The organism is Odoribacter splanchnicus DSM 20712, from assembly GCF_000190535.1.
GTDB classification, from domain to species: Bacteria; Bacteroidota; Bacteroidia; order Bacteroidales; family Marinifilaceae; genus Odoribacter; species Odoribacter splanchnicus.
Genome location: NC_015160.1, coordinates 1,249,631 through 1,272,619, shown reverse-complemented (window position 1 = coordinate 1,272,619; position 22,989 = coordinate 1,249,631). Strand labels below are relative to the sequence as shown.

Below are 22,989 nucleotides of genomic sequence, written 5' to 3'. Positions count from 1 at the left end.
TATGAAAAGATATGAAGTGAGTGGGTTCGGGGTAATGGAATATGAGGAGGTTGCTTCGACCAATAGTCTGGCGGAAAAATTGCCGCTGAGTGAATTGAAAGATAAACAGGTGATTTTGACCTGGCGACAGACACAGGGGCGTGGGCAGGCTACGAATCGGTGGGAGAGTGCCCCGGGAAAGAATATTTCAATGACGGTGATTTTCCGTCCGGAGTGTCTGGAGGCAGGAAAACAGTTTGCCGTGTCGATGGTGATCGCTTTGGGGTGTCTCGATTTTTTAAGCCATTATGTCGAGGGGGTGACGGTGAAATGGCCGAACGATGTGTATGTGGGGGAAAGGAAGATTTCAGGTATCCTGATCGAACACCGGGTGGCCGGAGCTCATATTCAAAGTTCGTTGTGTGGTATCGGGGTGAATATTAATCAGGAACAATTTTTATCGGACGCCCCTAATCCGGTGTCTTTATTTCAATTACTCGGTCGGGAACTTCCCTTACAGGAGGTTCTGGAAGAGCTGTTGGAATGTATCGGGAAGAGATATGAACAGATTCATCGGTATGCCGAACTGGAAAATGACTTTTTACGGCATATGTACCGGTCTACCGGAATATATGATTTTGAAGATGAACGTGGAATCTTCCGGGCTTCGGTCGGAGGAATCGATGAATATGGCCAGCTGATCCTGAAAGATACGGATGGGCGGGAAAGGGTATATGCATTCAAAGAAGTGAGATATGTCTGCTGATTTCTCCTATACGTTGCGGTCTTGTGTTTTCAGTTGTTATACCGGGTTTATTCCGGAAAGGCTGGGTATGGGCTGATCAATACCTCTCTGACTTTAATCTCACTTTCTTTTCGGATTCTTTCGACCGGGGAAGTCATTTGTTTTCAGGATTGATCCAGTTTATCTATACCTGTCGTTTCTACTTTACCCGTAAGCCTTTCCGAATAAGTATGCGGAAAGATCGGAAGCAGGTTACTTTCTGAAAAATGCTTGGAAAAACCGGAAAAAACCGAAAAACCGGGTAGGGAAATCAGTAAAATTTGATTATTTTTGCATGACAGTCCAAAAAACGGTTTATGCATTGAATACAGCAGGTGCTTTTTTACGGTCGCCGATGTGCCCATTGGGATTGAAAGTCCCGTGAACAAAGCGCCCCTGGCAGTCTTAGGCTTTATATACTTTAAGTGCCGAAAGAGCACTTTGGCAACTTTATGAACCGAATTGAAACAATATGTTTTAGTGCTGAAAGGGATGGACTTAATAAACTTTATAGATAAAATTTGATGGTTGAGAATTATTCGGAAGATTCGATCAGGACGCTGGATTGGCAGGAACACATCCGGTTGCGGCCGGGGATGTATATCGGTAAACTAGGAGACGGTTCGGCGCCTGACGATGGGATTTATATTTTGGTGAAAGAGGTGGTGGATAACTCCATCGACGAATTTGCCATGGGAGCCGGTACAGAGATTACGATTAAGGTAGAAGACCGTAAGGTGAGCGTTCGGGACTTCGGCCGGGGTATTCCTTTAGGCAAACTGGTAGATGCTTCATCTAAAATGAATACCGGAGCAAAATATGATTCGGAAGCTTTCAAAAAATCTGTCGGTTTGAATGGCGTCGGTATTAAAGCGGTGAATGCTTTGTCGGAGAGCTTTGAGATTCAGTCGTTCCGGGATGGCGAGACCAAATATGTGCGTTATTGCCGTGCAAAAATTGTAGAGGAAAGGAAGATCGAACCGACTGACCAGCCGAACGGTACACAGGTAACCTTTTTCGCCGATAAGGACATTTTCGGGAATTACCATTACATTGCCGAATATCTCGAAGCGATGGTGAAGAACTATGTATTTCTGAACACCGGTTTAACCATATTCTTCAATGACCATAAATATTACTCCAAGCGGGGATTGTATGATCTGCTGATGGAAAATATGAGCGGAGAAGGCTTGTATCCGATCATCCATCTGAAAGGTGAGGATATCGAAATGGCTATGACGCACGGACGGCAATATGGGGAAGAATATTACTCGTTTGTCAACGGGCAGCATACCACACAGGGAGGAACCCATTTGAGTGCTTTCCGGGAAGCGGTGGCCAAGACGATCCGGGATTTTTATAAAAAAGATTTCGAAATATCGGATATCCGTACTTCTATTATCGGGGCGATCAGTATAAAAGTACAGGAACCGGTGTTCGAGTCGCAGACGAAGACGAAACTGGGTTCGAAAGATATAAGGCCCGACGGTCCTACCGTACGTAACTTTATCATGGATTTCGTGACCAGGGAATTGGATAATTATTTACACCGGAATCCGGATACAGCCGAATTGTTGTTACGGAAAATCGTCGAGACGGAGAAAGAACGTAAAGCCATGTCCGGTGTGCAGAAGATTGCACGCGAGAGAGCGAAGCAGGTGAGCCTGCACAACCGGAAGTTGCGGGATTGCCGGGTGCACTTCAATTCCAATCACGAACGGAAAAACGAATCTTCGATTTTTATTACAGAGGGAGATTCGGCCAGCGGATCTATTACGAAATCCCGGGATGTGAATACTCAGGCTGTGTTCAGCTTACGCGGTAAACCGCTCAATTCCTACGGGCTGACCAAAGAAATAGTCTACAAAAATGAAGAATTCAATTTATTGCAGGCTGCTTTGAATATTGAAGACGGGTTGGAAGAACTGCGGTACAACAATGTCATTGTGGCCACGGATGCCGATGTCGACGGTATGCATATCCGCTTGTTGTTGCTGACCTTCTTTCTGCAATTTTTCCCCGATCTGGTGAGGGCCGGGCATGTATACATTTTGCAAACTCCTCTGTTCCGGGTCAGGAATAAAAAAGAAACCCGCTATTGTTACTCCGATGCCGAGCGTGAAAATGCCATCCAAAAGTTAGGTCCGAAACCTGAGATTACAAGGTTTAAAGGACTGGGAGAAATTTCTCCGAATGAGTTCGTACATTTTATCGGAAAAGATATTCGTTTGGAACCGGTACGTCTTTCAAAAGGAGATTCGATCGATGAGGTGTTGAGTTATTATATGGGAAAAAATACACCGGAACGTCAGGATTTTATTATCGACAATCTGTATATTGAAAAGGATGAATTAAGGTAATTTTGAAATAGTGTTATGGGCGAGGATATAATTGACATGGATTTGAATATGGAGGGGGGACGTAAAGAAACTGACGAAGAAGGGAAAGAGATAGCGGCCGGGACCGATCGTTCGGCCTCGGAACAGACAGCGCCTTACGAGGCTGAAGCGGCAGGAACAGAACAACACATAGAAGACGACGAGGAAATCCCTCAACTGATCATGGAGCATTCGGGAGAAGAAAGTGGGAAGATTCGTTCTATTCAGCATCTGGACGGGATGTACCAAAAGTGGTTTCTGGACTATGCTTCCTATGTTATTCTCGAACGGGCCGTCCCTTACGTGAACGATGGTTTGAAACCTGTACAGCGACGGATTCTGCACTCTATGCGCGAACTGGATGACGGGCGTTACAATAAGGTTGCCAATATTATCGGTAATACCATGAAATACCATCCTCATGGAGATGCTTCGATCGGAGATGCGCTGGTGCAACTCGGACAAAAAGATTTATTGATCGATTGTCAGGGAAACTGGGGGAATATTCTGACCGGAGACGGGGCTGCTGCTCCCCGTTATATCGAGGCCCGCTTGTCTAAATTTGCCCTCGAAGTGGTATTTAATCCCAAGACAACGAATTGGAAACCTTCGTATGACGGACGTAATCGTGAGCCCATCACCTTACCTATAAAATTTCCTTTATTGTTGGCTCAGGGAGTCGAAGGGATTGCCGTCGGTCTGGCTTCTAAAATATTACCTCATAATTTCAACGAGCTGATAGATGCCTGTATCGCTCATCTGAAGCACGAAGATTTTGTGTTGTATCCGGATTTTCCTACCGGTGGAATGATCGATGTCAGCAAGTATTGTGACGGTATGCGGGGAGGAAATGTTAAAATCAGAGCGAAAATCGAGAAAGATAATAATAATAGGGCACTAAAGATTACTGAAATACCCTTCGGACGTACGACCTCGAGTTTGATCGACAGCATTATCAAAGCCAATGAGAAAGGAAAGATTAAAATCAAAAAAATCGATGATAATACGGCCCGGGATGTTGAAATATTGATTCAACTGGCCCCTGGAGTCTCTTCCGATAAGACGATCGACGCTTTGTATGCTTTCACCGATTGTGAATTATCGATTTCACCCAATTCTTGTGTCATCGAGGAGGAAAAACCCCGGTTTATGCCGATCTCCGATATTTTGCGGCAGTCGGCAGACGATACGGTTGCCCTATTGAAACTGGAGCTGGAGATCCGTTTGAAAGAATTGCTGGAAGATCTGCATTATGTGTCTCTGGAACGTATCTTTATCGAAGAACGCATCTATAAAGACAAGCAGTTTGAAGAAAGCGAAACCATGGAGTTGGTTATCGCTCATGTACACCGGCGGTTACAGCCTTTCTTACCGGAACTCTACCGGGAGGTGACCGATGACGATGTGAAAAAATTGCTGGAGATCAAGATGAAACGAATCCTGAAGTTTAGCTCTGAAGAAGCCGATCATTATATCCGGAGTCTGAATGAAGAGATTGCTGTGGTGAAACATAATATCGAACACATCATTCCTTATTCTATCGCTTATTATGAACGGATAAAAGCGAAATACGGGAAAGGACGGGAAAGGAAAACGGAAATCCGTAATTTCGAAAATATCGAAGCCGCTAAGGTCGTCATCGCAAATGAAAAGCTTTACATCAACCGGGAAGAAGGTTTTATCGGAACGGCCTTGAAGAAAGACGAGTTTATCTGCGAGTGCTCGGATATGGATGATGTGATTGTCTTTAAGAAAGACGGTACCTATTATGTGACGAAGGTGGCCGATAAGATATTCGTCGGTAAGGATGTTCAATATGTGAATGTTTTCAAAAAGAACGATAAACGTACGATTTATAATGTCGTATACCGGGACGGTAAATATGGGGCTTCTTATGTGAAGCGTTTCAATGTTACCGGTGTGACCCGGGATAAAGTGTATAACCTGACTAAAGGTACCGCCGGATCCCGGATTTTGCATTTTTCTGCCAATCCCAACGGGGAGGCCGAAGTGATTAAAGTTTGCCTGAAACCGAAACCCAGTATAAAGAAACTGGTATTCGAATATGATTTTGCTGCGCTGTCGATCAAAGGGCGTGATTCTCAGGGGAATACACTGACAAAGAACGATGTCCACAAGATCAGTGTCGTGCAAAAAGGAGTATCTACTTTGGGCGGGTGTAAAATCTGGCTGGATGAAGATGTGTTGCGTTTGAATACCGATAGCCGGGGAAAATACCTGGGAGAATTCCAGGGAGAGGACCGGATTCTGGTTGTAAATAAGAATGGTACTTACCATACGACCGATTTTGATCTGAATAATCATTATGACGAAGGATATATCGTTTTTGAAAAGTTCGAGGCCGATAAGGTTTGGTCGGCGGTTTTCTTCGATGCCGAACAGAATTATTATTACCTGAAACGTTTCCGTTTCGAGGATTGTGTGAAACTGAATTCCATCATCGGTGAGGTGGAAGGCTCCCGTTTGATCTGTCTGAGTGACGAGAGACATCCTCGTTTTGAAGTGATATTCGGTGGAAAATATGAAGCCCGGCCTGCCGATGTGATTGTGGCCGACGAATTTATCGGTGAGAAATCATTTAAAGCACGCGGTAAACGGATCACAACCTTCGAGGTGAATGAAATTCGTGAAATAGAACCTTTGCTGAAGGAAGGAGAGGCCGACGAGATCAATACGGATATCGAATTTGAAGTGACTAATCCGGAAGAGATTGCCGGCGACGAACAAATGAAGCTCGATTTTGAAAATACGGATAATCCGGATGAAATATAATGTCGGGACTATGAAGTATTTTTTAGTCGGTTATATGGCCTGCGGGAAGACCCGCAGGGGAAAAGTGATAGCGGAAGAACAGGGGGTCCGGTTTATCGATTTGGATGCTTATATTGTCGAACGTGAAAATAGGAGTATCTCTGAAATTTTTGCTGCGATCGGAGAAGCCGGATTTCGAAGGTTAGAGACTTTTTACTTAAAAGAGGTTTGTGAACTATATCAGGATTTTGTCCTCTCGACAGGGGGAGGAACCCCCTGTTTCAATGATAATATGGCGTATATGAATGCGCAGGGAATCACCTTGTTTCTGAATACGGATACGGATACGATCGTAGAACGGCTGATTCGGGGAAAACATAAACGCCCGATCGTCAGCAAGCTCGAAGACCATGAAATCCGGGATTTTGTCCTCCGGCATTTGAAAGAACGCCTGCCTTTTTATAAGCAAGCCCAAAAAATTATCGTTTAAATAGTAGAATTATTCTGTCGTTACTTATTCGTCTTCGGTGATCGGAATTGGCGAACCGGTCTGACGGTATAAAACCCGAAATCGGAATAGATAGAAAAAAATAAACCTACGTTTATTAGTGTAAATATGTATATAACTGCCTTACTTCTTTTAGGGTGAAGGGCATTTGTCAGAAATGAGATGCTCCGGGCCCGTTTTATTTTTTCTGTTAAAATATCGGATTTAAAAATAACAGTCTGTTCATGTTTTTTAGTTTTGATTATTTCTCGGAATAAGAGATGAAAACGTATATTTGTTGCACAAAGTAACCTAAAATAATTTATCATGGGAGAGCGGATTACTTTTCGGCGGAACGAAGGGCTTATTACAGTAAAGCCTTATTGGAGGGGAAATCCTGTGGTAAAGGGACGTTTTGTGAATCGGCAACATCGCTCTAAACAGGGGATCGGTAATGTTTTGAAATGGCGTTTTTCGCCCAATCCCCAACGTAAAGAGAAACGGAACGAAAATTGGGAACCTCAACTTTTTCCACTGCATAGTTTACAAGGGATTAGCGGTGATGCGTTGGCTTGGTTAGGACATAATTCTTTCTTTATGCAGTTGGGTGGTAAACGGATCATGTTCGACCCGGTCTTTGGCAATATTCCGTTCGTCCGTCGTAAGAGTAAATTTCCTGCCGATCCGGATATTTTCAAAGAGATCGATTACTTGCTGATCAGCCATGACCATTTCGATCATATGGACAAACCCAGTATTATCCGTTTATATGAGAACAATCCCCGGATGAAAGTATTTTGTGGTCTGGGAATGAGGGATTTGATCCGGGGCTGGCTGCCCGATATTCAGGTGATAGAAGCCGGATGGTATCAGCGTTGGGAGGAAGGACGGTTGAAAATTACTTTTTTGCCTGCTCAACATTGGAGCAAACGTTCTTTAAACGACGGAGGACTGCGTTTGTGGGGAGCTTTTATGTTGCAGACCGATGACTTGTCGGTGTATTATGGGGGAGATACCGGCTATTCCTCTCATTTTACCGAAATAGAAGAATTGTTCGGTGCTCCGGATTATGCTTTACTGGGTATCGGAGCTTACAAACCCCGTTGGTTTATGCAAGCGAACCATATTTCGCCTTATGATTCCTTGACGGCTGCTTCGCAGATGAAAGCCCGGATAACGATCCCTATGCATTATGGGACATTCGATTTATCCGACGAACCCCTGAGTGACCCGCCTGCTGTATTTGCCGAAGAGGCCGGCAAAAGGAATATACAGGTAAAGATTCCGGCTTTAGGGGAAATTGTAAAGCTTCGGAAAAGATGATTTATAAATTCCTATTATATGAAAACAACTTTATTACTTATCGTATCTTTTATTTTTTTAGTTATGACAGCATGTAATTCAGAGAAAAAAGAAAGTAAAATCCAGACGAAGGATGCCTTGGAAAATATTATGGGCCGGAAAAGTGTAAGAAAATATTTACCCAAACCGGTAGAAAAGGAGAAAATTGAGGTATTATTGAAGGCAGGAATGGCTGCTCCGAGTGGTAAAGATGTCCGGCCTTGGGAATTGATCGTCATCGACGACCGGGAAGTGCTCGATTCTATGGCTGCTGTGTTGCCTTATGCCAAAATGTTGAAAGAAGCTCCGATGGCTATCGTCGTTTGTGGGGATACTACTAAATCTTCTTATTGGTATCTGGATTGTTCGGCTGTTACTCAAAATATCTTGCTGGCTGCGGAAGCGATCGGATTAGGAGCTGTCTGGACCGCTACATATCCTTATGCAGATCGCATGGAAGTCGTGAAAAAATATACGGGAATTCCGGAACAAATTAATTCATTGTGTGTGATTCCCGTAGGATATCCGGCTATGCCTCATAGTCCGAAAGATAAATGGGATGCTTCGAAGGTTCATATGAATAAGTGGTAGAAGAAACGTTATCCTTATACCATTCGGATGACCTGATTTGCCAGTGATCTCGGGGTTAAAAGAAAAGGTGTTTATATACATGTTTATCCTAAACCCAGGTATATTTTTTCTTTCTGTTCCGATTCCGGATTTTGTGTCGTCAGACCGGTTCGCCTGGACCGGTCCGTTAAGGCTTTCCTTCACTGACCGGCAGAAGCGACCGGGTCCCCGAACACGAACACCGGAGACGGATAAGTAACGACAGAATAATTCTATGTTTATAAGTGTAAATATGTGTATCATTGCCTTATTTAAATACCCTTACCCTGTCGCATAAAGGTTTGTATTCTTTCTTTTGGGGTGGTTCCAGTGGTAAACCGAAAGGCATCTGTGCAATCAATTCCCAGGTGGCAGGTAATTTCCAGGTGGCAATAACCTCTTCGTCGATCAGAGGATTGTAATGTTGCAGGGAGGCTCCGAATCCGGCGTCCTCGAGCATAGTCCAGACGGCCAGCTGATGCATCCCTGAGGTATGCTGGGACCATTGCGGAAATTTTTCATGATATAAAGGGAAAGCTTTCTGTAAACCTTCGATTATAGCGGTGTCCTCAAAAAATAATACCGTACCGTAACCGGCTGCGAACGATTTATTGATTTTTGCTTCGGTAGAAGCATAAGCGGCTGCCGGGATCGTCTTTTTTAGCGTATTCCGGACAATGTCCCAAAGCCGTCGATGCTGTTCCCTCAATAATAGTACCATCCGTGTGGATTGGGAATTGAAAGCAGAGGGAGTATGAAGAGCGGCAAAATCTAAAATTTCCTCGATCTCAGCATCAGGAATTGTGGTTTGATTATCTATCGCGTAATAACTTCTGCGATGCTTTAAAGCTTCTTTAAGGTTCCTTTCCATGATATTTCATTTTATGTTTACACGGTATACGTAAATTTTGCTATCTTTGTGGCGACTTTTCAAAAAAATGTTAGTTATGAAGATGATGGGTAGGATAATTTATTTTGAAGGCTAGTTTATTTTTCACTTAGCTTTCGATTCCCCCTTTTTTTATCGCCTATTGCTTTTTTAGCCTATAGCCTTTAAGCTATAGCTTTTTAGTCTTTTGTTTATAGTTTTTTTATCATGGATCTTTGGAAAAAGAAATTTATTATTATATGGTCGGGACAGTTGTTTTCTATCCTGAGTAGTGCTATTGTCGGATATTCGGTCATGTTTTGGTTGAGCATAGAGACTAAAAGTGCCGAAGTGCTATCCTATGCTGTGTTGGCGACCTTATTACCTCAGGCTTTGTTAGGACCTATAGCGGGTGTATATGTCGATCGTTGGAAAAGAAAACTGACCATGATCGCTGCCGATAGTTTTGTCGCTCTATGTTCTTTGATACTGGGAGGTTTATTCTATTTCGATCAGGCTGAATTGGGATTGATTTATTTGTTGATGGCTCTGCGGAGTATCGGAAATGCTTTCCATTCACCCGCTATGCAGGCGGCTATTCCCATGTTGGCGCCCGAATCGGAATTAATGCGGATTGCCGGAGTAAACCAGGCGTTACAGTCGGTGAGTAGTATTGCCGGACCTGCCTTAGGAGCACTTTTGATCACTTCACTGAATATGACGGTGGTGATGCTGCTGGATGTTGCAGGGGCGATCATCGCTTGTACCGCTTTGGCTTTTGTTGCGATCCCTGACCCGGTCAGGACGGAAGAAAAACGGAAACCCGGAATATGGCATGAAATGGTCGAAGGCTGGAAGGAAGTACAAAAACATCGGGGATTACCCTGGTTGATGATAATTTCCGTTGCAGTTACTTTCTTTTTAATGCCGGTTGCTGTATTGTTTCCCTTGATGACGGTAACTCATTTCGGAGGAGATACTTTTCAAATGAGTCTGGTAGAAATTGTCTGGGGTGCAGGTACATTGCTCGGCGGTTTGATTCTGGGAGTATGGAAAATAAAGATCCGGCGGGTTGGGCTGATCAATAGCTCTTACCTGGCCTTGGGAAGCTATATTCTGATATCGGGATTATTGCCTTCGGATGCTTTTGTGCTGTTTGTGTGTTTAACTATTATCGGTGGATTGGCCGGTTCGTTTTACAGTGGGCCTTTCACTTCTGTTTTACAAACTTTTATCGATCATACTGCTTTAGGCAGGGTATTTTCACTTTTTGGAAGTCTGAGTTTATTACCTTCTATGATAGGTATTTTGTTGACCGGTTATATCGCCGATACGATAGGGGTAAGTAATGCGTTCTGGATTTCCGGATGTATCATTTTATCCCTGGGGGTGATTTCATTCTTCATCCCTTCGGTAATGAAACTGGAAAAACGGAGTGGCGAAGATCGTTTTTAGCACTAAAATATCGGATTTGTACGGATACAATTCGGGAAATCCGGTATCTTTGCAGGAAAGGTTTTGGTTGTTTGGAGTTCCTCTGTCATTGTAAAGAGAAAGGGAGCTTCTGGCGGAAGAAAATCCGAAGGATTTGCTGTTGAAGATTTCATCTAAAATCGAAGATGAGATAATATGTCGAACAGAAGGATAAATTTTCTCGGCAGGAACGGGGGGTGAGTCTCGGCAAACCGGAAGTTTTTAAACAACCATAAATTGTGTTTTAATGGTTTTCCGTTCAGGAATGAAAATGATTTGAAATAAAACCTATGCAATCGAATAAGACAACTGCCTCGCTACTACAACCGGACTTGTTTCCGGATTTTCGGACCGCTTCTTTCAGTCCTCCGAAACATTCCAGGGATTTGTGTATTCCTCAACGGAAATGGGAATTTTTATGCCATACTTTGTATCTGGGGAAATATCCTTTTCTGCTGGGGCCGAAAGGATGTGGTAAATCATCGGTGGCGATGGAATTGGCCGATGCTATGGAAATGGACTATTTCGGTTTCGATATGGGGCAGGCATTTAAGCCGAAGAAAATGTTTGTCGGTGGGTTGGTTATCGGGGATGAAGGGAAAACCCTGGCGGTCCGTTCCGAATTTTTCAAGGCTTTCACTTCCGATAGGCCTACGTTGATCTTCCTGGACGAGCTGACCCGTATCCCGATGGTGGCTGCTAATTTTCTGATGACGATTCTGGACCGGCGACAGTCGTATCTGTATGACGAGGATTCGGGTGTTCGCTATAATAAAGGCACGAATGTACAATTCGTCGCTGCCGGTAACACCGGGTTTGCTTATGTTTCTACCCAACGGCTGGACTCTGCTTTCGAAGATCGGTTTATCAAGGTACAATTGGATTACCTGACTCCCGAGGAGGAAGCGGCATTGATGATGCAGCGTTATCCTTTGGTAAAAGCTTCTGCAGCGGCTCAACTGGCAGAGATAGCCCGTTTATTGCGACAGGCCGAACAAAAAGAGGCTCTTACCGTGTCGTTGTCCACCCGACAGGTTTTGGATGCCGCAGCCTATTTGCAGTTGGGCTATTCTGTCCGCGAGGTGGTCGAAGAGGTTATTCTGACCAATTATGTGATTGCCGGTGAGCAGTTAGTGGCCCGCTCGTTAGTACAGATGGTATGACCCGCGAAGAGATCGAATCGGTGTATAGCCGGGATGTTTTGGACCGGAATTGGTGGGGAAATTTCCCGGAACCGTTGGATTTATTGGGAAAAGATTTTCCGAAGACGGCCGATATCTATCGATTGATGCCGGTATGTGCCCGCATTGCCTTGCATATGGGAGGTGAATTGCCACGGATTATTTTTTCGAAAGAGGGGAGAGCCAGGATGGATTTCAATTCCGTGGTGATGAATCCCGAGATTCTTTCGTTGAAAGTGAGTGAACAGGTTCGGGCAGAAGTTTTTTTCGGCCAATATATTCATCAGGTCGGGCATATTTGTTATAGCCGGGGAGTATACGAAAAATACCGCTGTACACTTCAGCAAAAATATTTTATCCATCTGATAGAAGATCGTCGGATAGAAGGGAGGATTGCCCGGGTATATCCGGGATATTATTATTATCTGAACGCTGCCCGCCGGATGCAGTTTACACTGGCCTTACTGAGGGCTGAACAGGAATTGAAGTTTACCGATTTGGACGATGTGCGCTATAACTATCTGGCTACCCGGGTCCTTTTTCCTGAATTGCTGGAATATGAAGTGTTTAAAACCCGTTTGCTTCCTCACCGGAGCCGGTTGGGATGGATCGACGGCCTATTGGATACGATTACGGATTATGCTTCCCTGGAACCACGACAAGTGGTGGAGCTGGCACAACAAATCAGTGCCCGTTTTATAACTAAGGACGAGGAGTTACCGCCGATGTTCAATTATTATTCCAGGGTAATGATGAATCTGCCTCTGGAAGTGGAAGGAGCTCCGGTGGATATCGATGTCAAGATCCTCGACGATCTGTTTTTGGATTTGAGTAAATCGCTGGATTTGGTGCCTTGGGCCGATATCGAAGAGGATACGAAAGGGGCTTTGAAACGGGCCGGAAGTCCTGTTGCAGAACGCTATCGGGAACTGGATGCCTCTTGTGGGGTAGTAGATCCGGTCTTGATGCGGAGAGCAAGGGAATTAGCCGCTAAAATCCGGCTGAACTTTCTGACCTTTCAGGCAAAGATGAATAAAGCTTGTGTTTTTTATGAGCAGGAGAGCGGGGATTTGGATGAAGACGAATTGTATCGGGTGCATTTGAATCCTCATATTTTTATCGAGGAGTTGCCTGCCCCTTCGGCTTTGCTGGAAGTGGTGATTATGCTCGATTTATCGGGATCGATGACCGATGAAAATAAACTGGAATTGCAGTTGGTGTTATCGGTCGCTCTGGCGCTTGCTTTCGAAGCCAATCCGGATATCCGATTTTCTATTTATGGTCACCGGGTAAAGCAGGAAAGGGTTGAAATCGTCCGGTTTCATGAACCCGGGAAACGTCTGGAGATCAAAAAGCTTTTTTCTCAAGAGGGAATGTATGTCAATGCCGATGGATTCGCTATCCATTATGCTACGCAGAAATTCCGGACTACCACACAGAATAAATTACTGTTTATGATTTCCGACGGCACACCGACAGCAGCTGCCGGTAAGACCGATCCGCGGGTACATGTCCGGGAAATGGTCCGGGAGGCCCAACGGAATGGAGTCACTGTACTTTCTATCGGGATTTCGAATTTTAACCAGTCGGATATGTACGACGAATTTATTCCCTACTCCGGACCGGAAGTCACCACCCGGCTCGTCCAATGGTTAAGGCGGAAATTTGCCCATATTGCCGATGGGGCGACCTTTTAACCCGTCGTTTGTCGTTATTCGGTGACCGAATCCTTATAAAAACAGTAAAATTTGAAACTTAGAAAGGGTTTTTCCGATCTTTTTACTTTTAATCTTTTACTTTTTACATTAAATCGTTATTTTTGGAATCGTTTGAGAAAAGGAAGCATCGTTGCGCTAATTCAATTAATCATCATAATACAAACTTATGGAACAAGAAGAACAAAAGCTAAATTCGTTGCCCGATAACGCCTATCGGGAGTTGAAGCCTGGCGAAGTGTATAAACCGATTATGCCGGCTAATTCGAAACCCCGGGAAGTAACGACTTACTCGGTGGTTTTCGGTATTATTATGGCTATCGTCTTTTCGGCAGCTGCAGCTTATCTGGGACTGAAGGTGGGACAGGTGTTCGAGGCTGCTATCCCGATCGCTATTATCGCGGTTGGATGCGGAAATCTGATGAAAAAGAATAATATGCTCGGACAGAATGTGATCATTCAATCTATCGGGGCTAGCTCGGGAGTGATCGTTGCCGGAGCGATCTTTACATTACCTGCTTTGTATATTCTTGGTCTGGATGCTAAATTTTATCAGATTTTTTTATCCTCTTTACTCGGAGGATTGTTGGGTATTCTGATGCTGATCCCTTTCCGTAAATATTTTGTAAAAGATATGCACGGGAAATACCCTTTCCCGGAAGCTACGGCGACGACCGAGGTGCTGGTTTCGGGTGAAAAAAAGGGAAACCAGGCGAAATTATTGGCGGTGAGTGGATTGGTCGGTGGATTATATGACTTTTTTATCAGTACTTTCGGTTGGTGGACAGAGACCATCTCCACCCGGATCATGGGTTGGGGAGAGATGCTGGCTGAAAAAACGAAGCTGGTATTTAAAGTGAATACAGGGGCTGCAGTGTTAGGCCTGGGATATATTGTCGGATTGAAATACGCCGCTATTATCTGTGCCGGTTCGTTTACCGTGTGGTTTGTGCTGATCCCGTTTCTGAGTTATTTTGCAGATGGACAGACTGTTGCTGTAGGAGAAGGGGTTTCTATGCTGATCCGGGACATGTCGCCCGAACAGTTATTTACGAATTATGCCCGTCATATCGGTATCGGTGGTATCGCTATGGCCGGTATCGTCGGCATTATCCGTTCGTCGGGTATTATCAAACAAGCCTTAGGCCTGGCGGTAAAAGAATTGGGGGGAAAGAAGGGAAGTGAAGAAGTGGCAGAACGTACACAGCATGATCTTTCGATGAAGTTTATTCTGATCGGTTTGCTGGCGACTTTGATTACCACTTTCATTTTCTTCCAGTTCGGTGTACTGGGTAATCTCTTCCAGACCATTGTCGCCATACTGATTGTGTTTATTATTTCTTTCCTGTTTACTACGGTGGCTGCTAATGCTATCGCTATCGTGGGGACGAATCCGGTATCGGGAATGACTTTGATGACATTGATCCTGGCTTCGCTGGTTTTGGTGAGTGCCGGGTTGAGCGGGACAAACGGCATGATGGCTGCCATGGTCATCGGTGGCGTGGTTTGTACTGCTTTGTCTATGGCCGGAGGTTTTATTACCGACTTGAAAATCGGTTATTGGATCGGTACGACTCCCGCAAAACAGGAGCGGTGGAAATTTCTGGGAACCGTTGTTTCTGCCGCTACGGTGGCCGGAGTAATGATGATCCTGAATCAGACTTACGGATTTGTAGGTGAAAATGCTTTGGTGGCTCCCCAGGCGAATGCGATGGCTGCTGTTATCAAACCTTTGATGGAAGGAGGAGCGACTCCCTGGATGCTGTATTTTGCCGGTGCCGCACTCGCATTGATTCTGACCATGATCGGGGTACCTGCCCTGGCTTTTGCCCTGGGAATGTTTATTCCGTTGGATCTGAATACGCCTTTATTGATCGGAGGGCTGGTCAGTTGGTATGTATCTACCCGTAGTAAAGATGAAAAAGTAAATAAGATGCGCCGTGAACGCGGTACACTGATCGCTTCCGGGTTTATAGCAGGGGGAGCCCTGATGGGAGTTATCAGTGCCGTATTGAAATATGCCGGAGCAGATTGGTATGCTACCTGGAGCGGGGCAGAATGGCTGGCCATTGTCATGTATGTCGTTATTATCGGTTACTTTATCTGGGATTCGTTGAGAGCCAAAGAAGAGTAAACCGGAGAGGAACCCGATAAACGAAAAATCGTAAATCGTAAATCTAAAATCTAAATCATAAAGATATGGAATTAAAAGAGCGTTTTTTGAAATATGTCGGATTCGATACCCAGAGTGATCCGGAGAGTGAAACCTATCCGTCGACTGCGAAACAATTGATTCTGCTGAATTATCTGGCCGAAGAGATGAAAGAGCTGGGGTTGGAGGATGTGGAAGTCGATGCCAATGGTTATGCGATGGGTACTATTCCGGCAACTCCCGGGTATGAAGACCGGCCGGTGATCGGTTTTATCTCGCATGTCGATACGAGTCCCGATATGAGTGGGGCCGATATCCATCCCCGTATCATTGAAAATTACGATGGGGGAGATATCTGTCTGAACGAGCAATTGACGATGACGCTGGCAGATTTTCCGGAGTTGGCTTTCTTCAAGGGGCATACCTTGATCACAACCGACGGTACGACGCTGTTGGGAGCCGACGATAAAGCAGGGGTGGCAGAGATCATGACCGCTGCCGAATATCTGATGAAGCATCCAGAAGTGAAACACGGCAGAATCCGGATCGGCTTTACGCCCGACGAAGAAATCGGAAAAGGGGTAGACTTTTTTGATGTAAAACATTTCGGTGCCACCTTTGCTTATACCGTAGACGGAGGCTTTGAAGGAGAGCTGGAATATGAGAATTTCAATGCTGCCAGTGCCCGGATCGAAGTACAAGGACGCAATATTCATCCGGGTTATGCGAAGGATAAGATGATCAATGCTTTGCAGGTAGTCAACGAATTGAATAACTTATTGCCTCCTTGTCAGCGGCCCGAACATACGGAAGGTTACGAAGGTTTTTATCATCTGATCAGTATCAGGGGAGAAGTAGAAAATGCTTCCAGTGAATATATCATCCGGGACCATTCGCGGGTGAAATTTGAAGAGAAAAAACGCTACCTCCAGGCTGTTACCGCTCTGTTGACCGGGAAGTACGGAGAAGGGGTGATCAAACTAACCCTGAAAGATCAGTATTATAATATGCGTGAAATGGTCGAACCTTATCCCGAAGTAATCGATAAAGCCTTCCAGGCGATGGAAAAGGCCGGTGTTACTCCGATCGTTCGTCCTATCCGCGGCGGTACGGATGGTGCCCGTTTGTCCTATATGGGACTGCCTTGTCCGAACTTATTTACAGGAGGTATGAATTTCCATGGAAAATATGAATACTGCTCGCTGAATACAATGCAAAAAGCGATGCAGACGATTTTGAATCTGATCGAATTGTGGGGTAAATAATACCCGGATTCTTTGTTGAACAGCCTGCCGCATGAAGGAGAGCGTACCCATCCGGCAGGCTGTGTGTTATCCGGTTATTTTTTTAGCTGGGTTTCCAGGTAGTTCTGTAGAATCCGGGCATGGTTGTGAACAGGATCTTTCGAAGCATATAACAAGGTTACTACCGGATAAGTCCCGATTCTGGAAAGAAAATCTTTAACGGCTTGCGAGTGCTCCAACTCTTCTTTATACATCGAAGTAAATTCTTCCCAATGTCGGGAGATATCGTCATGAAACCAGGTTCTTAAACCGGGAGAGGGAGTGATTTCTTTAGCCCATTCATCGTAGGATAAACATGCTTTTTTTATCCCTCTGGGCCAGAGCCTGTCGACTAATACCCGGTAACCGTCCCCCGGTTCCGGATCGTCATATACCCGTTTTATTTTGATTTGTATCATGTTTTTTTACTGTTTTACTGATTGGAACCGAAAAAGTTATCATTAAAACGTAGAATTATTCTGTCGTTACTTATATTCGTCTTCGGTGATCGGAATTGGCGACCCGGTCAGTGAAGGGAAGCCTTAACGGACCGTTCCAGGCGAACCGGTCTGACGGTATAAAACCCGGAATCGGAATAGAAAGAAAAAATATACCTACCTATAACTTGGCCCTTATCATCGTTCCAATAAACAAATACCTTCCGTCTGCTATCGGTAGGGAAGGTATGCGATTGTACAAAAGCTTGTCCTGTGGGCTGAGGGAGGCCGGACACTGGCAGGTGGCATCGGAATGGGAGAAGCATATTTTATTACTGTAACCGTTTCAACTGAAAAAGAGGGTGTCCAAAAAGTATTTGGCACCCTCGATTTATTCGTATCCCTATTGGAGACTGAAATCAAATATCCGATTCTACAAGGGGGTATTTTGCCTTTTTGGACACCCTCTTGATTTATTACGGTAAACTCTTGTTTTATCCGAGGAAAGAGAGCAGGATACCGGCTGCAACAGCAGAACCGATAACTCCGGCTACATTGGGACCCATGGCATGCATCAGCAAGAAGTTGCCAGGATTGGCTTCCTGACCTACAGTCTGAGATACACGGGCTGCCATCGGAACGGCCGATACACCGGCAGAACCGATCAGCGGGTTGATCTTATTCTTGGTAAACAAGTTCATAAATTTAGCCAGCAATACTCCTCCGGCACTTCCCAAAGCGAAAGCCAGGATTCCGATTACCAGGATGGCCAGAGTTTGGTAGTTCAGGAAAGCTGTTGCGGTAGTTGTCGCTCCAACCGAAACACCCAGAAAGATGGTGGTAATATTCATCAGTTCGTTCTGAACAGTCTTACTCAGACGTTCTACAACTCCACTTTCACGCATCAGGTTACCTAACATCAAACAACCGATCAGCGGAGCGGCAGAAGGTAACAATAAAGATACAAAAACAGTAACGATGATCGGGAATATGATTTTTTCTGTTTTAGATACTTTACGCAATTGCTTCATGACGATCTCGCGCTCTTTCTGAGTAGTCAGCATTTTCATAATAGGCGGTTGGATGACCGGTACCAAAGCCATATAGGAATAGGCAGCCACGGCGATCGGGCCTAATAAATTGGGTGCTAACTTAGAAGTCAGATAAATGGCGGTCGGGCCGTCGGCTCCACCGATAATACCGATCGAACCGGCTTCGGCATAGTTGAATCCGAGAACCAAAGCTCCCAGGAAAGTAGCGAAGATACCGATCTGGGCTGCTGCTCCCAATAGGAAACTTTTCGGATTGGCTAACAGCGGACCGAAATCGGTCATTGCTCCTACACCGATGAAAATGACACAGGGATAGATACCCAGTTTCACTCCGAGGTAGATGTAATCCAGCAATCCGACGTTATTGGCATTTGCAAAATCCGGCCAATGAATGTGTCCTCCTTCAAATAGTTCCGGATGATACAATCCGGCTCCCGGCAGATTGGTCAGCAACATACCGAAAGCGATAGGCAACAATAACAGAGGCTCGAACTTTTTAACGATAGCCAGATAGAATAATAAACAAGCGACAGCTATCATCACCAAACACAACCAGTTGCCCTCGACAAGGCGGGCAAATCCGGTGTCGTTCAGGAATTTACTGATGCTTTCTCCTAAACTGACTTCTTCGGCACTGGCGATAAAGGGCGTAATAGTCAGGCCCAGAAAGGCAACCAGCCGAAAGAGATATTTTTTCATTTGTTTCATTACTAACGATTTTACAATGAATTACTGCAGATCAACCAGTTTATCGTCCTGTACGACCGTCTGTCCGACAGTGACATGGATGGCTTTCACCTGTCCGTCCTTGTTAGCCATAATGTTGTTTTCCATTTTCATGGCTTCCATGACGACTAAGGTATCTCCCCGTTTCACCTGATCACCGACTTTTACGTTGATGGTCATGATCGTTCCGGGAAGCGGAGCTTTGATACTGGTGGCACTGGATGCTGCAGCAGCCGGTGCTGAAACATGTACCTGTGGGGTACCGGGAGCTGTCGATTTGCGGATAGGAGCTGCAACCGTATTTTTGCTTTCATAGCTTACATCGTAAGATATCCCGTTTACTTCTACGTTAGCTTTATGATGATCCGTTAGATTCACTGTGACGTCGTAATTATTTCCGTCGATAGTGATTTTAAATTTATTCATATGGTCAATTTATTTACTTGATAATCGTATTTCTCATGCTGTAAATTTTGGAACTCCATGGCGAATAGCGCTTTTCTACTTCCTGAATCGTGATGACATGCGGCTCTTCATCGTGGGCATCGAAGTACAGGTGCATAGCCATGGCTATGGCTGCTTGTTCGTGAGGCGTCGGATGGGTTTCTGTCGTCCTTACGGTCGCTTCTTCAGAAGCCCCTTTCGAGTGGCCTGTGATGCCATTGATGATTTTGGTTTGCAAACCAATTACCCAAATCAAAACAATAAGCAGTAAAAATACAGTTCCGATTCCCATTCCCGTGACCAGGAGCGCATAGCCCCAGTCGATTGCTAATATGGTCATAATTATAAAGGTATATTAGAATGTTTCTTCATCGGGTTAGTGACACGCTTCGTCTGTAAAGACTGGAAGGCCCGGATCACACGGAAACGGGTGTTGCGTGGTTCGATCACATCGTCGATATAACCGTAAGAAGCTGCTTTGTAAGGATTAGCGAATGCATGATTGTATTCTTCCTCTTTCTCTGCGATAAATTTAGCTTTTGCTTCCGGATCGGTGATCGCTGCTACTTCCTTACCGTATAGTACTTCGATAGCACCTTTGGCACCCATCACGGCAATCTGGGCTGTCGGCCAGGCGTAGTTGAAGTCGCCGCGAAGTTGTTTACAGGACATCACGTCGTGTGCTCCTCCGTAGGATTTACGTAAAGTAACGGTTACTTTAGGAACGGTAGCTTCGCCGTAAGCGAACATCAATTTGGCTCCGTGGGTGATGATGCCGCCGTATTCCTGCACACGGCCCGGTAAGAATCCCGGTACGTCTACCAACGTCAGGATCGGAATATTGAAACAGTCGCAGAAGCGAACGAAACGAGCTGCTTTACGCGATGATTCGATATCGAGTACTCCGGCATAGAAACTAGGCTGGTTGGCGATAATACCCACAGAACGTCCTCCCATCCGGCAGAAACCGACGATGATATTCCGGGCATAACGTTTGTGTACTTCGAGGAATTTACCCTGGTCTACGATTGCTTCGATTACTTCCAGCATATTGTACGGCAGATTGGGATTATCCGGAATCAGGCTGTTCAATTTGTCTTCCAGACGATCGATCGGGTCGTTGCATACCATCATCGGCGCTTCTTCGAGGTTGTTGGAAGGCAGATAAGAAAGCAGATCACGGATCAGAGAAATACCTTCTTCTTCGTTTTCTACCATAAAATGAGAAACGCCCGATTTGGTCGAGTGAACTTCTGCACCTCCCAGGTCTTCTGTACTGATATCTTCGCCGGTAACGGTTTTTACCACCTTCGGTCCGGTAACGAACATGTAAGAACTCTGATCGGTCATCAGGATGAAGTCGGTCAGGGCAGGAGAGTATACGGCTCCACCGGCACAGGGGCCGAAAATAGCGGATATCTGTGGAATAACCCCGGAAGCCAGGATGTTACGCTCGAAAATTTCAGCATATCCTGCCAATGAATTTACGCCTTCCTGAATACGTGCACCACCGGAATCGTTCAATCCGATGATCGGAGCTCCTACCGTCATCGCTTTGTCCATGACTTTGCAGATCTTCTGAGCCAACATTTCTGAAAGTGCTCCTCCGAATACGGTAAAATCCTGTGCAAATACAAATACGATACGTCCGTTGATCGTTCCTTGTCCGGTAACAACTCCGTCTCCGAGGAATTTTGTCTTTTCCATGCCGAAATTATTACACCGGTGTGTGACGAACATATCGAATTCTTCGAAGCTGTCTTCGTCCAGCAACATGGCGATTCTTTCCCGGGCTGTATATTTACCCTTTTTGTGCTGAGATTCGATCCGTTTTTCGCCTCCGCCCAATTTCGCTTGATTTCGTAAGTCGATAAGTTCTTTGACTTTATCTTGATTTGTGGCCATAAAATTTTAAATTTACTTTTAAATATCTAAAATGCCTAAGCTTTGAAAACATCGAAAGCGCCAAAAGGACACTGCTTTAAAATGCCTTTCTGACGTTTTCAATCATCTTTGACGCTTTTGACGTAATTATTTTTTACCGCAAAGTTCTGTCAGTACCCGATTGGTTGATTTCGGGTGAAGGAATCCGATTTGAAGTCCTTCTGCTCCGGTACGGGGAGCTTTGTCGATTAACTGACAACCGGCTGCTGCTGCTTCGTTTAAAGCTTCGGCTACATCTTCAACGGCAAATGCCATGTGGTGCATACCGCCACCATTTTTTTCTACAAATTTCCCGATAGGACCTTCAGGATCGGTAGATTCCAACAATTCGATTTTTGTCTGACCTACTTGAAAGAAAGCTGTTTTTACTTTCTGATCTTTTACTTCTTCTACTGCATAGCATTTCAGTCCTAATACATTTTCATAAAATGGAATAGCTTCTTCCAGACTTTTGACGGCAATACCGATGTGTTCGATATGAGTTGGTTTCATGATCAATAAATTGATTTGTTAATAAATTGTATTTTAAAATGTTTGATTTTCACCGTTTTATGTTGTATAACATATTTTTTTACGCACTCAAACGTCTTTTCGAAAACGTTGTTATTGCAAAAAGCGTTCCAAAATTACGTATTGTTCTTACGATTATCAAGCAAAATCGGAAGATTATTTTCAGTTTTTCATGTTTAGAACAGTTTTAAATAACAGACGATACATTTTCAGGTTTGAGAGGATTCGAAAGGGAAAACCGAAAACTTTTCGATAGGAAAAACGTATAAAATTTGAATCTTCTTTCAAAAAAAGAGTAGGACAAAAGACTTTTTGAAAGAAGAAATAATATTTAAATCTTCAGATTATGAACAAACAGAGATTTGCTGTCATTATTGTGGCTCTCATCGGCTTGATAGCTACTTTTTTACCTTGGTATAAAATTGTACAATTGGGAACAATATCCGGAATGTCTTCGTCGGGCTGGTTTACCTTTATCATGTTTATCATAGTGATTATTCTGGCTTTGAGAAAGGATCTGCATGAAGATCTTTCGATGGGAATTTCCTGGAGCATTACGATTTGTAGTTTACTGGCATCGTTCGTCGTTTTGTGGAAAATTATCGATGTCTGGTTTGCCCAGGAAGGAATGTTTAGCCTTGGTGGCGGTATGGAGGGAATATTGGGAAGTCAGGTCAGTATCGCTTACGGAGCCTGGATTGTTACTATCGCCGGGATCTGTGTCCCGTTTGCCGGTTATTTGTTCCGCAATAAATCCTTTCGGCGGGTTTGAGAGAAATTTTTTACTTTTTGCCTTTCCCCTTTTGGCTTTTTTCTTTATCTTGTGACACTTTTTAAACCGTACTTACTAAAAA

Annotated in this window: 19 protein-coding genes; 12 read left to right on the top strand and 7 right to left on the bottom strand. The window is 44.6% G+C overall.

Translation table 11 applies throughout. The features are described 5' to 3' along the window. Position 1 precedes the first annotated feature (1 nt). The 6 genes from ODOSP_RS05310 to ODOSP_RS05275 all read left to right on the top strand — a co-directional run bounded on the left by ODOSP_RS05310 (position 2) and on the right by ODOSP_RS05275 (position 8,332). The gene (locus ODOSP_RS05310) at positions 2-745 is read left to right on the top strand and encodes a biotin--[acetyl-CoA-carboxylase] ligase (RefSeq protein WP_013611352.1); all 744 of its coding nucleotides are present in this window, start codon (positions 2-4) and stop codon (positions 743-745) included. 542 nt (positions 746-1,287) lie between these two features. Further along, positions 1,288-3,123: a DNA topoisomerase IV subunit B gene (locus tag ODOSP_RS05300; protein WP_013611351.1), complete on the top strand. Its 1,836-nt coding sequence runs from the start codon at positions 1,288-1,290 to the stop codon at positions 3,121-3,123. Between the two features lie 201 nt (positions 3,124-3,324). Then, positions 3,325-5,934 carry a DNA gyrase/topoisomerase IV subunit A gene (locus ODOSP_RS05295; protein ID WP_046403510.1) on the top strand — a complete coding sequence of 870 codons (2,610 nt, stop codon included), beginning with the start codon at positions 3,325-3,327 and terminating at the stop codon, positions 5,932-5,934. Between the two features lie 10 nt (positions 5,935-5,944). After that, entirely contained in the window at positions 5,945-6,403 is a 459-nt protein-coding gene (locus ODOSP_RS05290) for a shikimate kinase (protein WP_046403512.1), read from the top strand. A gap of 324 nt (positions 6,404-6,727) precedes the next feature. After that, positions 6,728-7,723, top strand: coding sequence for an MBL fold metallo-hydrolase (locus ODOSP_RS05280; RefSeq protein ID WP_013611348.1), 996 nt, complete (start codon positions 6,728-6,730; stop codon positions 7,721-7,723). Positions 7,724-7,741: 18 nt separating this feature from the next. Then, complete coding sequence (locus ODOSP_RS05275; RefSeq protein ID WP_013611347.1) at positions 7,742-8,332, top strand: nitroreductase family protein; 591 nt, start codon at positions 7,742-7,744, stop codon at positions 8,330-8,332. A gap of 286 nt (positions 8,333-8,618) precedes the next feature. Here the strand turns inward: ODOSP_RS05275 and ODOSP_RS05270 are convergent, their stop codons facing one another. Beyond that, a complete protein-coding gene (locus tag ODOSP_RS05270; RefSeq protein WP_013611346.1) occupies positions 8,619-9,221 on the bottom strand; it encodes a nitroreductase family protein in 603 nt (200 codons plus the stop codon). A gap of 225 nt (positions 9,222-9,446) precedes the next feature. Between ODOSP_RS05270 and ODOSP_RS05265 the strand changes: the two genes are divergently transcribed. The 5 genes from ODOSP_RS05265 to pepT all read left to right on the top strand — a co-directional run bounded on the left by ODOSP_RS05265 (position 9,447) and on the right by pepT (position 17,004). Next, a complete protein-coding gene (locus tag ODOSP_RS05265) occupies positions 9,447-10,673 on the top strand; it encodes an MFS transporter (RefSeq protein WP_013611345.1) in 1,227 nt (408 codons plus the stop codon). A gap of 308 nt (positions 10,674-10,981) precedes the next feature. Next, positions 10,982-11,854 (top strand): AAA family ATPase, encoded by an 873-nt coding sequence (locus tag ODOSP_RS05260; RefSeq protein WP_013611344.1) that lies wholly within the window; start codon positions 10,982-10,984, stop codon positions 11,852-11,854. Next, positions 11,851-13,569, top strand: a complete 1,719-nt coding sequence (locus ODOSP_RS05255) for a VWA domain-containing protein (RefSeq protein ID WP_013611343.1) — start codon at positions 11,851-11,853, stop codon at positions 13,567-13,569. Before ODOSP_RS05260 ends, ODOSP_RS05255 begins: the two co-directional genes overlap by 4 nt. Before the next feature lie 187 nt (positions 13,570-13,756). Further along, on the top strand, positions 13,757-15,721 hold the full coding sequence (locus ODOSP_RS05250) for an OPT family oligopeptide transporter (RefSeq protein ID WP_013611342.1): 1,965 nt from the start codon (positions 13,757-13,759) through the stop codon (positions 15,719-15,721). 65 nt (positions 15,722-15,786) lie between these two features. Continuing rightward, positions 15,787-17,004: a peptidase T gene (gene pepT, locus ODOSP_RS05245; protein ID WP_013611341.1), complete on the top strand. Its 1,218-nt coding sequence runs from the start codon at positions 15,787-15,789 to the stop codon at positions 17,002-17,004. Positions 17,005-17,078: 74 nt separating this feature from the next. Here the strand turns inward: pepT and ODOSP_RS05240 are convergent, their stop codons facing one another. The 6 genes from ODOSP_RS05240 to mce all read right to left on the bottom strand — a co-directional run bounded on the left by ODOSP_RS05240 (position 17,079) and on the right by mce (position 22,117). After that, the gene (locus tag ODOSP_RS05240; protein WP_013611340.1) at positions 17,079-17,441 is read right to left on the bottom strand and encodes a DUF488 domain-containing protein; all 363 of its coding nucleotides are present in this window, start codon (positions 17,439-17,441) and stop codon (positions 17,079-17,081) included. Positions 17,442-17,953: 512 nt separating this feature from the next. Beyond that, complete coding sequence (locus ODOSP_RS05230) at positions 17,954-19,219, bottom strand: sodium ion-translocating decarboxylase subunit beta (protein WP_013611339.1); 1,266 nt, start codon at positions 19,217-19,219, stop codon at positions 17,954-17,956. A 21-nt stretch (positions 19,220-19,240) separates the two neighbouring features. Then, positions 19,241-19,663, bottom strand: a complete 423-nt coding sequence (locus tag ODOSP_RS05225; RefSeq protein WP_013611338.1) for a biotin/lipoyl-containing protein — start codon at positions 19,661-19,663, stop codon at positions 19,241-19,243. 13 nt (positions 19,664-19,676) lie between these two features. Continuing rightward, entirely contained in the window at positions 19,677-20,021 is a 345-nt protein-coding gene (locus ODOSP_RS05220; RefSeq protein ID WP_041556425.1) for an OadG family protein, read from the bottom strand. A gap of 2 nt (positions 20,022-20,023) precedes the next feature. Further along, entirely contained in the window at positions 20,024-21,586 is a 1,563-nt protein-coding gene (locus ODOSP_RS05215; protein WP_013611337.1) for an acyl-CoA carboxylase subunit beta, read from the bottom strand. Positions 21,587-21,712: 126 nt separating this feature from the next. After that, entirely contained in the window at positions 21,713-22,117 is a 405-nt protein-coding gene (gene mce, locus ODOSP_RS05210; RefSeq protein ID WP_013611336.1) for a methylmalonyl-CoA epimerase, read from the bottom strand. Positions 22,118-22,481: 364 nt separating this feature from the next. On the opposite strand from mce, the gene ODOSP_RS05205 reads away from it, so the two are divergent. Beyond that, on the top strand, positions 22,482-22,907 hold the full coding sequence (locus tag ODOSP_RS05205) for a hypothetical protein (RefSeq protein ID WP_013611334.1): 426 nt from the start codon (positions 22,482-22,484) through the stop codon (positions 22,905-22,907). Positions 22,908-22,989: the final 82 nt, after the last annotated feature.

Bases quoted from the DNA above. Each gene is read 5' to 3' on its own strand.
- ODOSP_RS05280 (WP_013611348.1), top strand. From the start codon at position 6,728: ATGGGAGAGCGGATTACTTTTCGGCGGAACGAAGGGCTTATTACAGTA.
- mce (WP_013611336.1), bottom strand. From the start codon at position 22,117: ATGAAACCAACTCATATCGAACACATCGGTATTGCCGTCAAAAGTCTG.
- ODOSP_RS05270 (WP_013611346.1), bottom strand. From the start codon at position 9,221: ATGGAAAGGAACCTTAAAGAAGCTTTAAAGCATCGCAGAAGTTATTAC.
- ODOSP_RS05310 (WP_013611352.1), top strand. From the start codon at position 2: ATGAAAAGATATGAAGTGAGTGGGTTCGGGGTAATGGAATATGAGGAG.
- ODOSP_RS05220 (WP_041556425.1), bottom strand. From the start codon at position 20,021: ATGACCATATTAGCAATCGACTGGGGCTATGCGCTCCTGGTCACGGGA.
- ODOSP_RS05255 (WP_013611343.1), top strand. From the start codon at position 11,851: ATGACCCGCGAAGAGATCGAATCGGTGTATAGCCGGGATGTTTTGGAC.
- pepT (WP_013611341.1), top strand. From the start codon at position 15,787: ATGGAATTAAAAGAGCGTTTTTTGAAATATGTCGGATTCGATACCCAG.
- ODOSP_RS05230 (WP_013611339.1), bottom strand. From the start codon at position 19,219: ATGAAACAAATGAAAAAATATCTCTTTCGGCTGGTTGCCTTTCTGGGC.
- ODOSP_RS05240 (WP_013611340.1), bottom strand. From the start codon at position 17,441: ATGATACAAATCAAAATAAAACGGGTATATGACGATCCGGAACCGGGG.
- ODOSP_RS05260 (WP_013611344.1), top strand. From the start codon at position 10,982: ATGCAATCGAATAAGACAACTGCCTCGCTACTACAACCGGACTTGTTT.
- ODOSP_RS05290 (WP_046403512.1), top strand. From the start codon at position 5,945: ATGAAGTATTTTTTAGTCGGTTATATGGCCTGCGGGAAGACCCGCAGG.
- ODOSP_RS05295 (WP_046403510.1), top strand. From the start codon at position 3,325: ATGGAGCATTCGGGAGAAGAAAGTGGGAAGATTCGTTCTATTCAGCAT.
- ODOSP_RS05250 (WP_013611342.1), top strand. From the start codon at position 13,757: ATGGAACAAGAAGAACAAAAGCTAAATTCGTTGCCCGATAACGCCTAT.
- ODOSP_RS05300 (WP_013611351.1), top strand. From the start codon at position 1,288: ATGGTTGAGAATTATTCGGAAGATTCGATCAGGACGCTGGATTGGCAG.
- ODOSP_RS05275 (WP_013611347.1), top strand. From the start codon at position 7,742: ATGAAAACAACTTTATTACTTATCGTATCTTTTATTTTTTTAGTTATG.
- ODOSP_RS05205 (WP_013611334.1), top strand. From the start codon at position 22,482: ATGAACAAACAGAGATTTGCTGTCATTATTGTGGCTCTCATCGGCTTG.
- ODOSP_RS05265 (WP_013611345.1), top strand. From the start codon at position 9,447: ATGGATCTTTGGAAAAAGAAATTTATTATTATATGGTCGGGACAGTTG.
- ODOSP_RS05215 (WP_013611337.1), bottom strand. From the start codon at position 21,586: ATGGCCACAAATCAAGATAAAGTCAAAGAACTTATCGACTTACGAAAT.
- ODOSP_RS05225 (WP_013611338.1), bottom strand. From the start codon at position 19,663: ATGAATAAATTTAAAATCACTATCGACGGAAATAATTACGACGTCACA.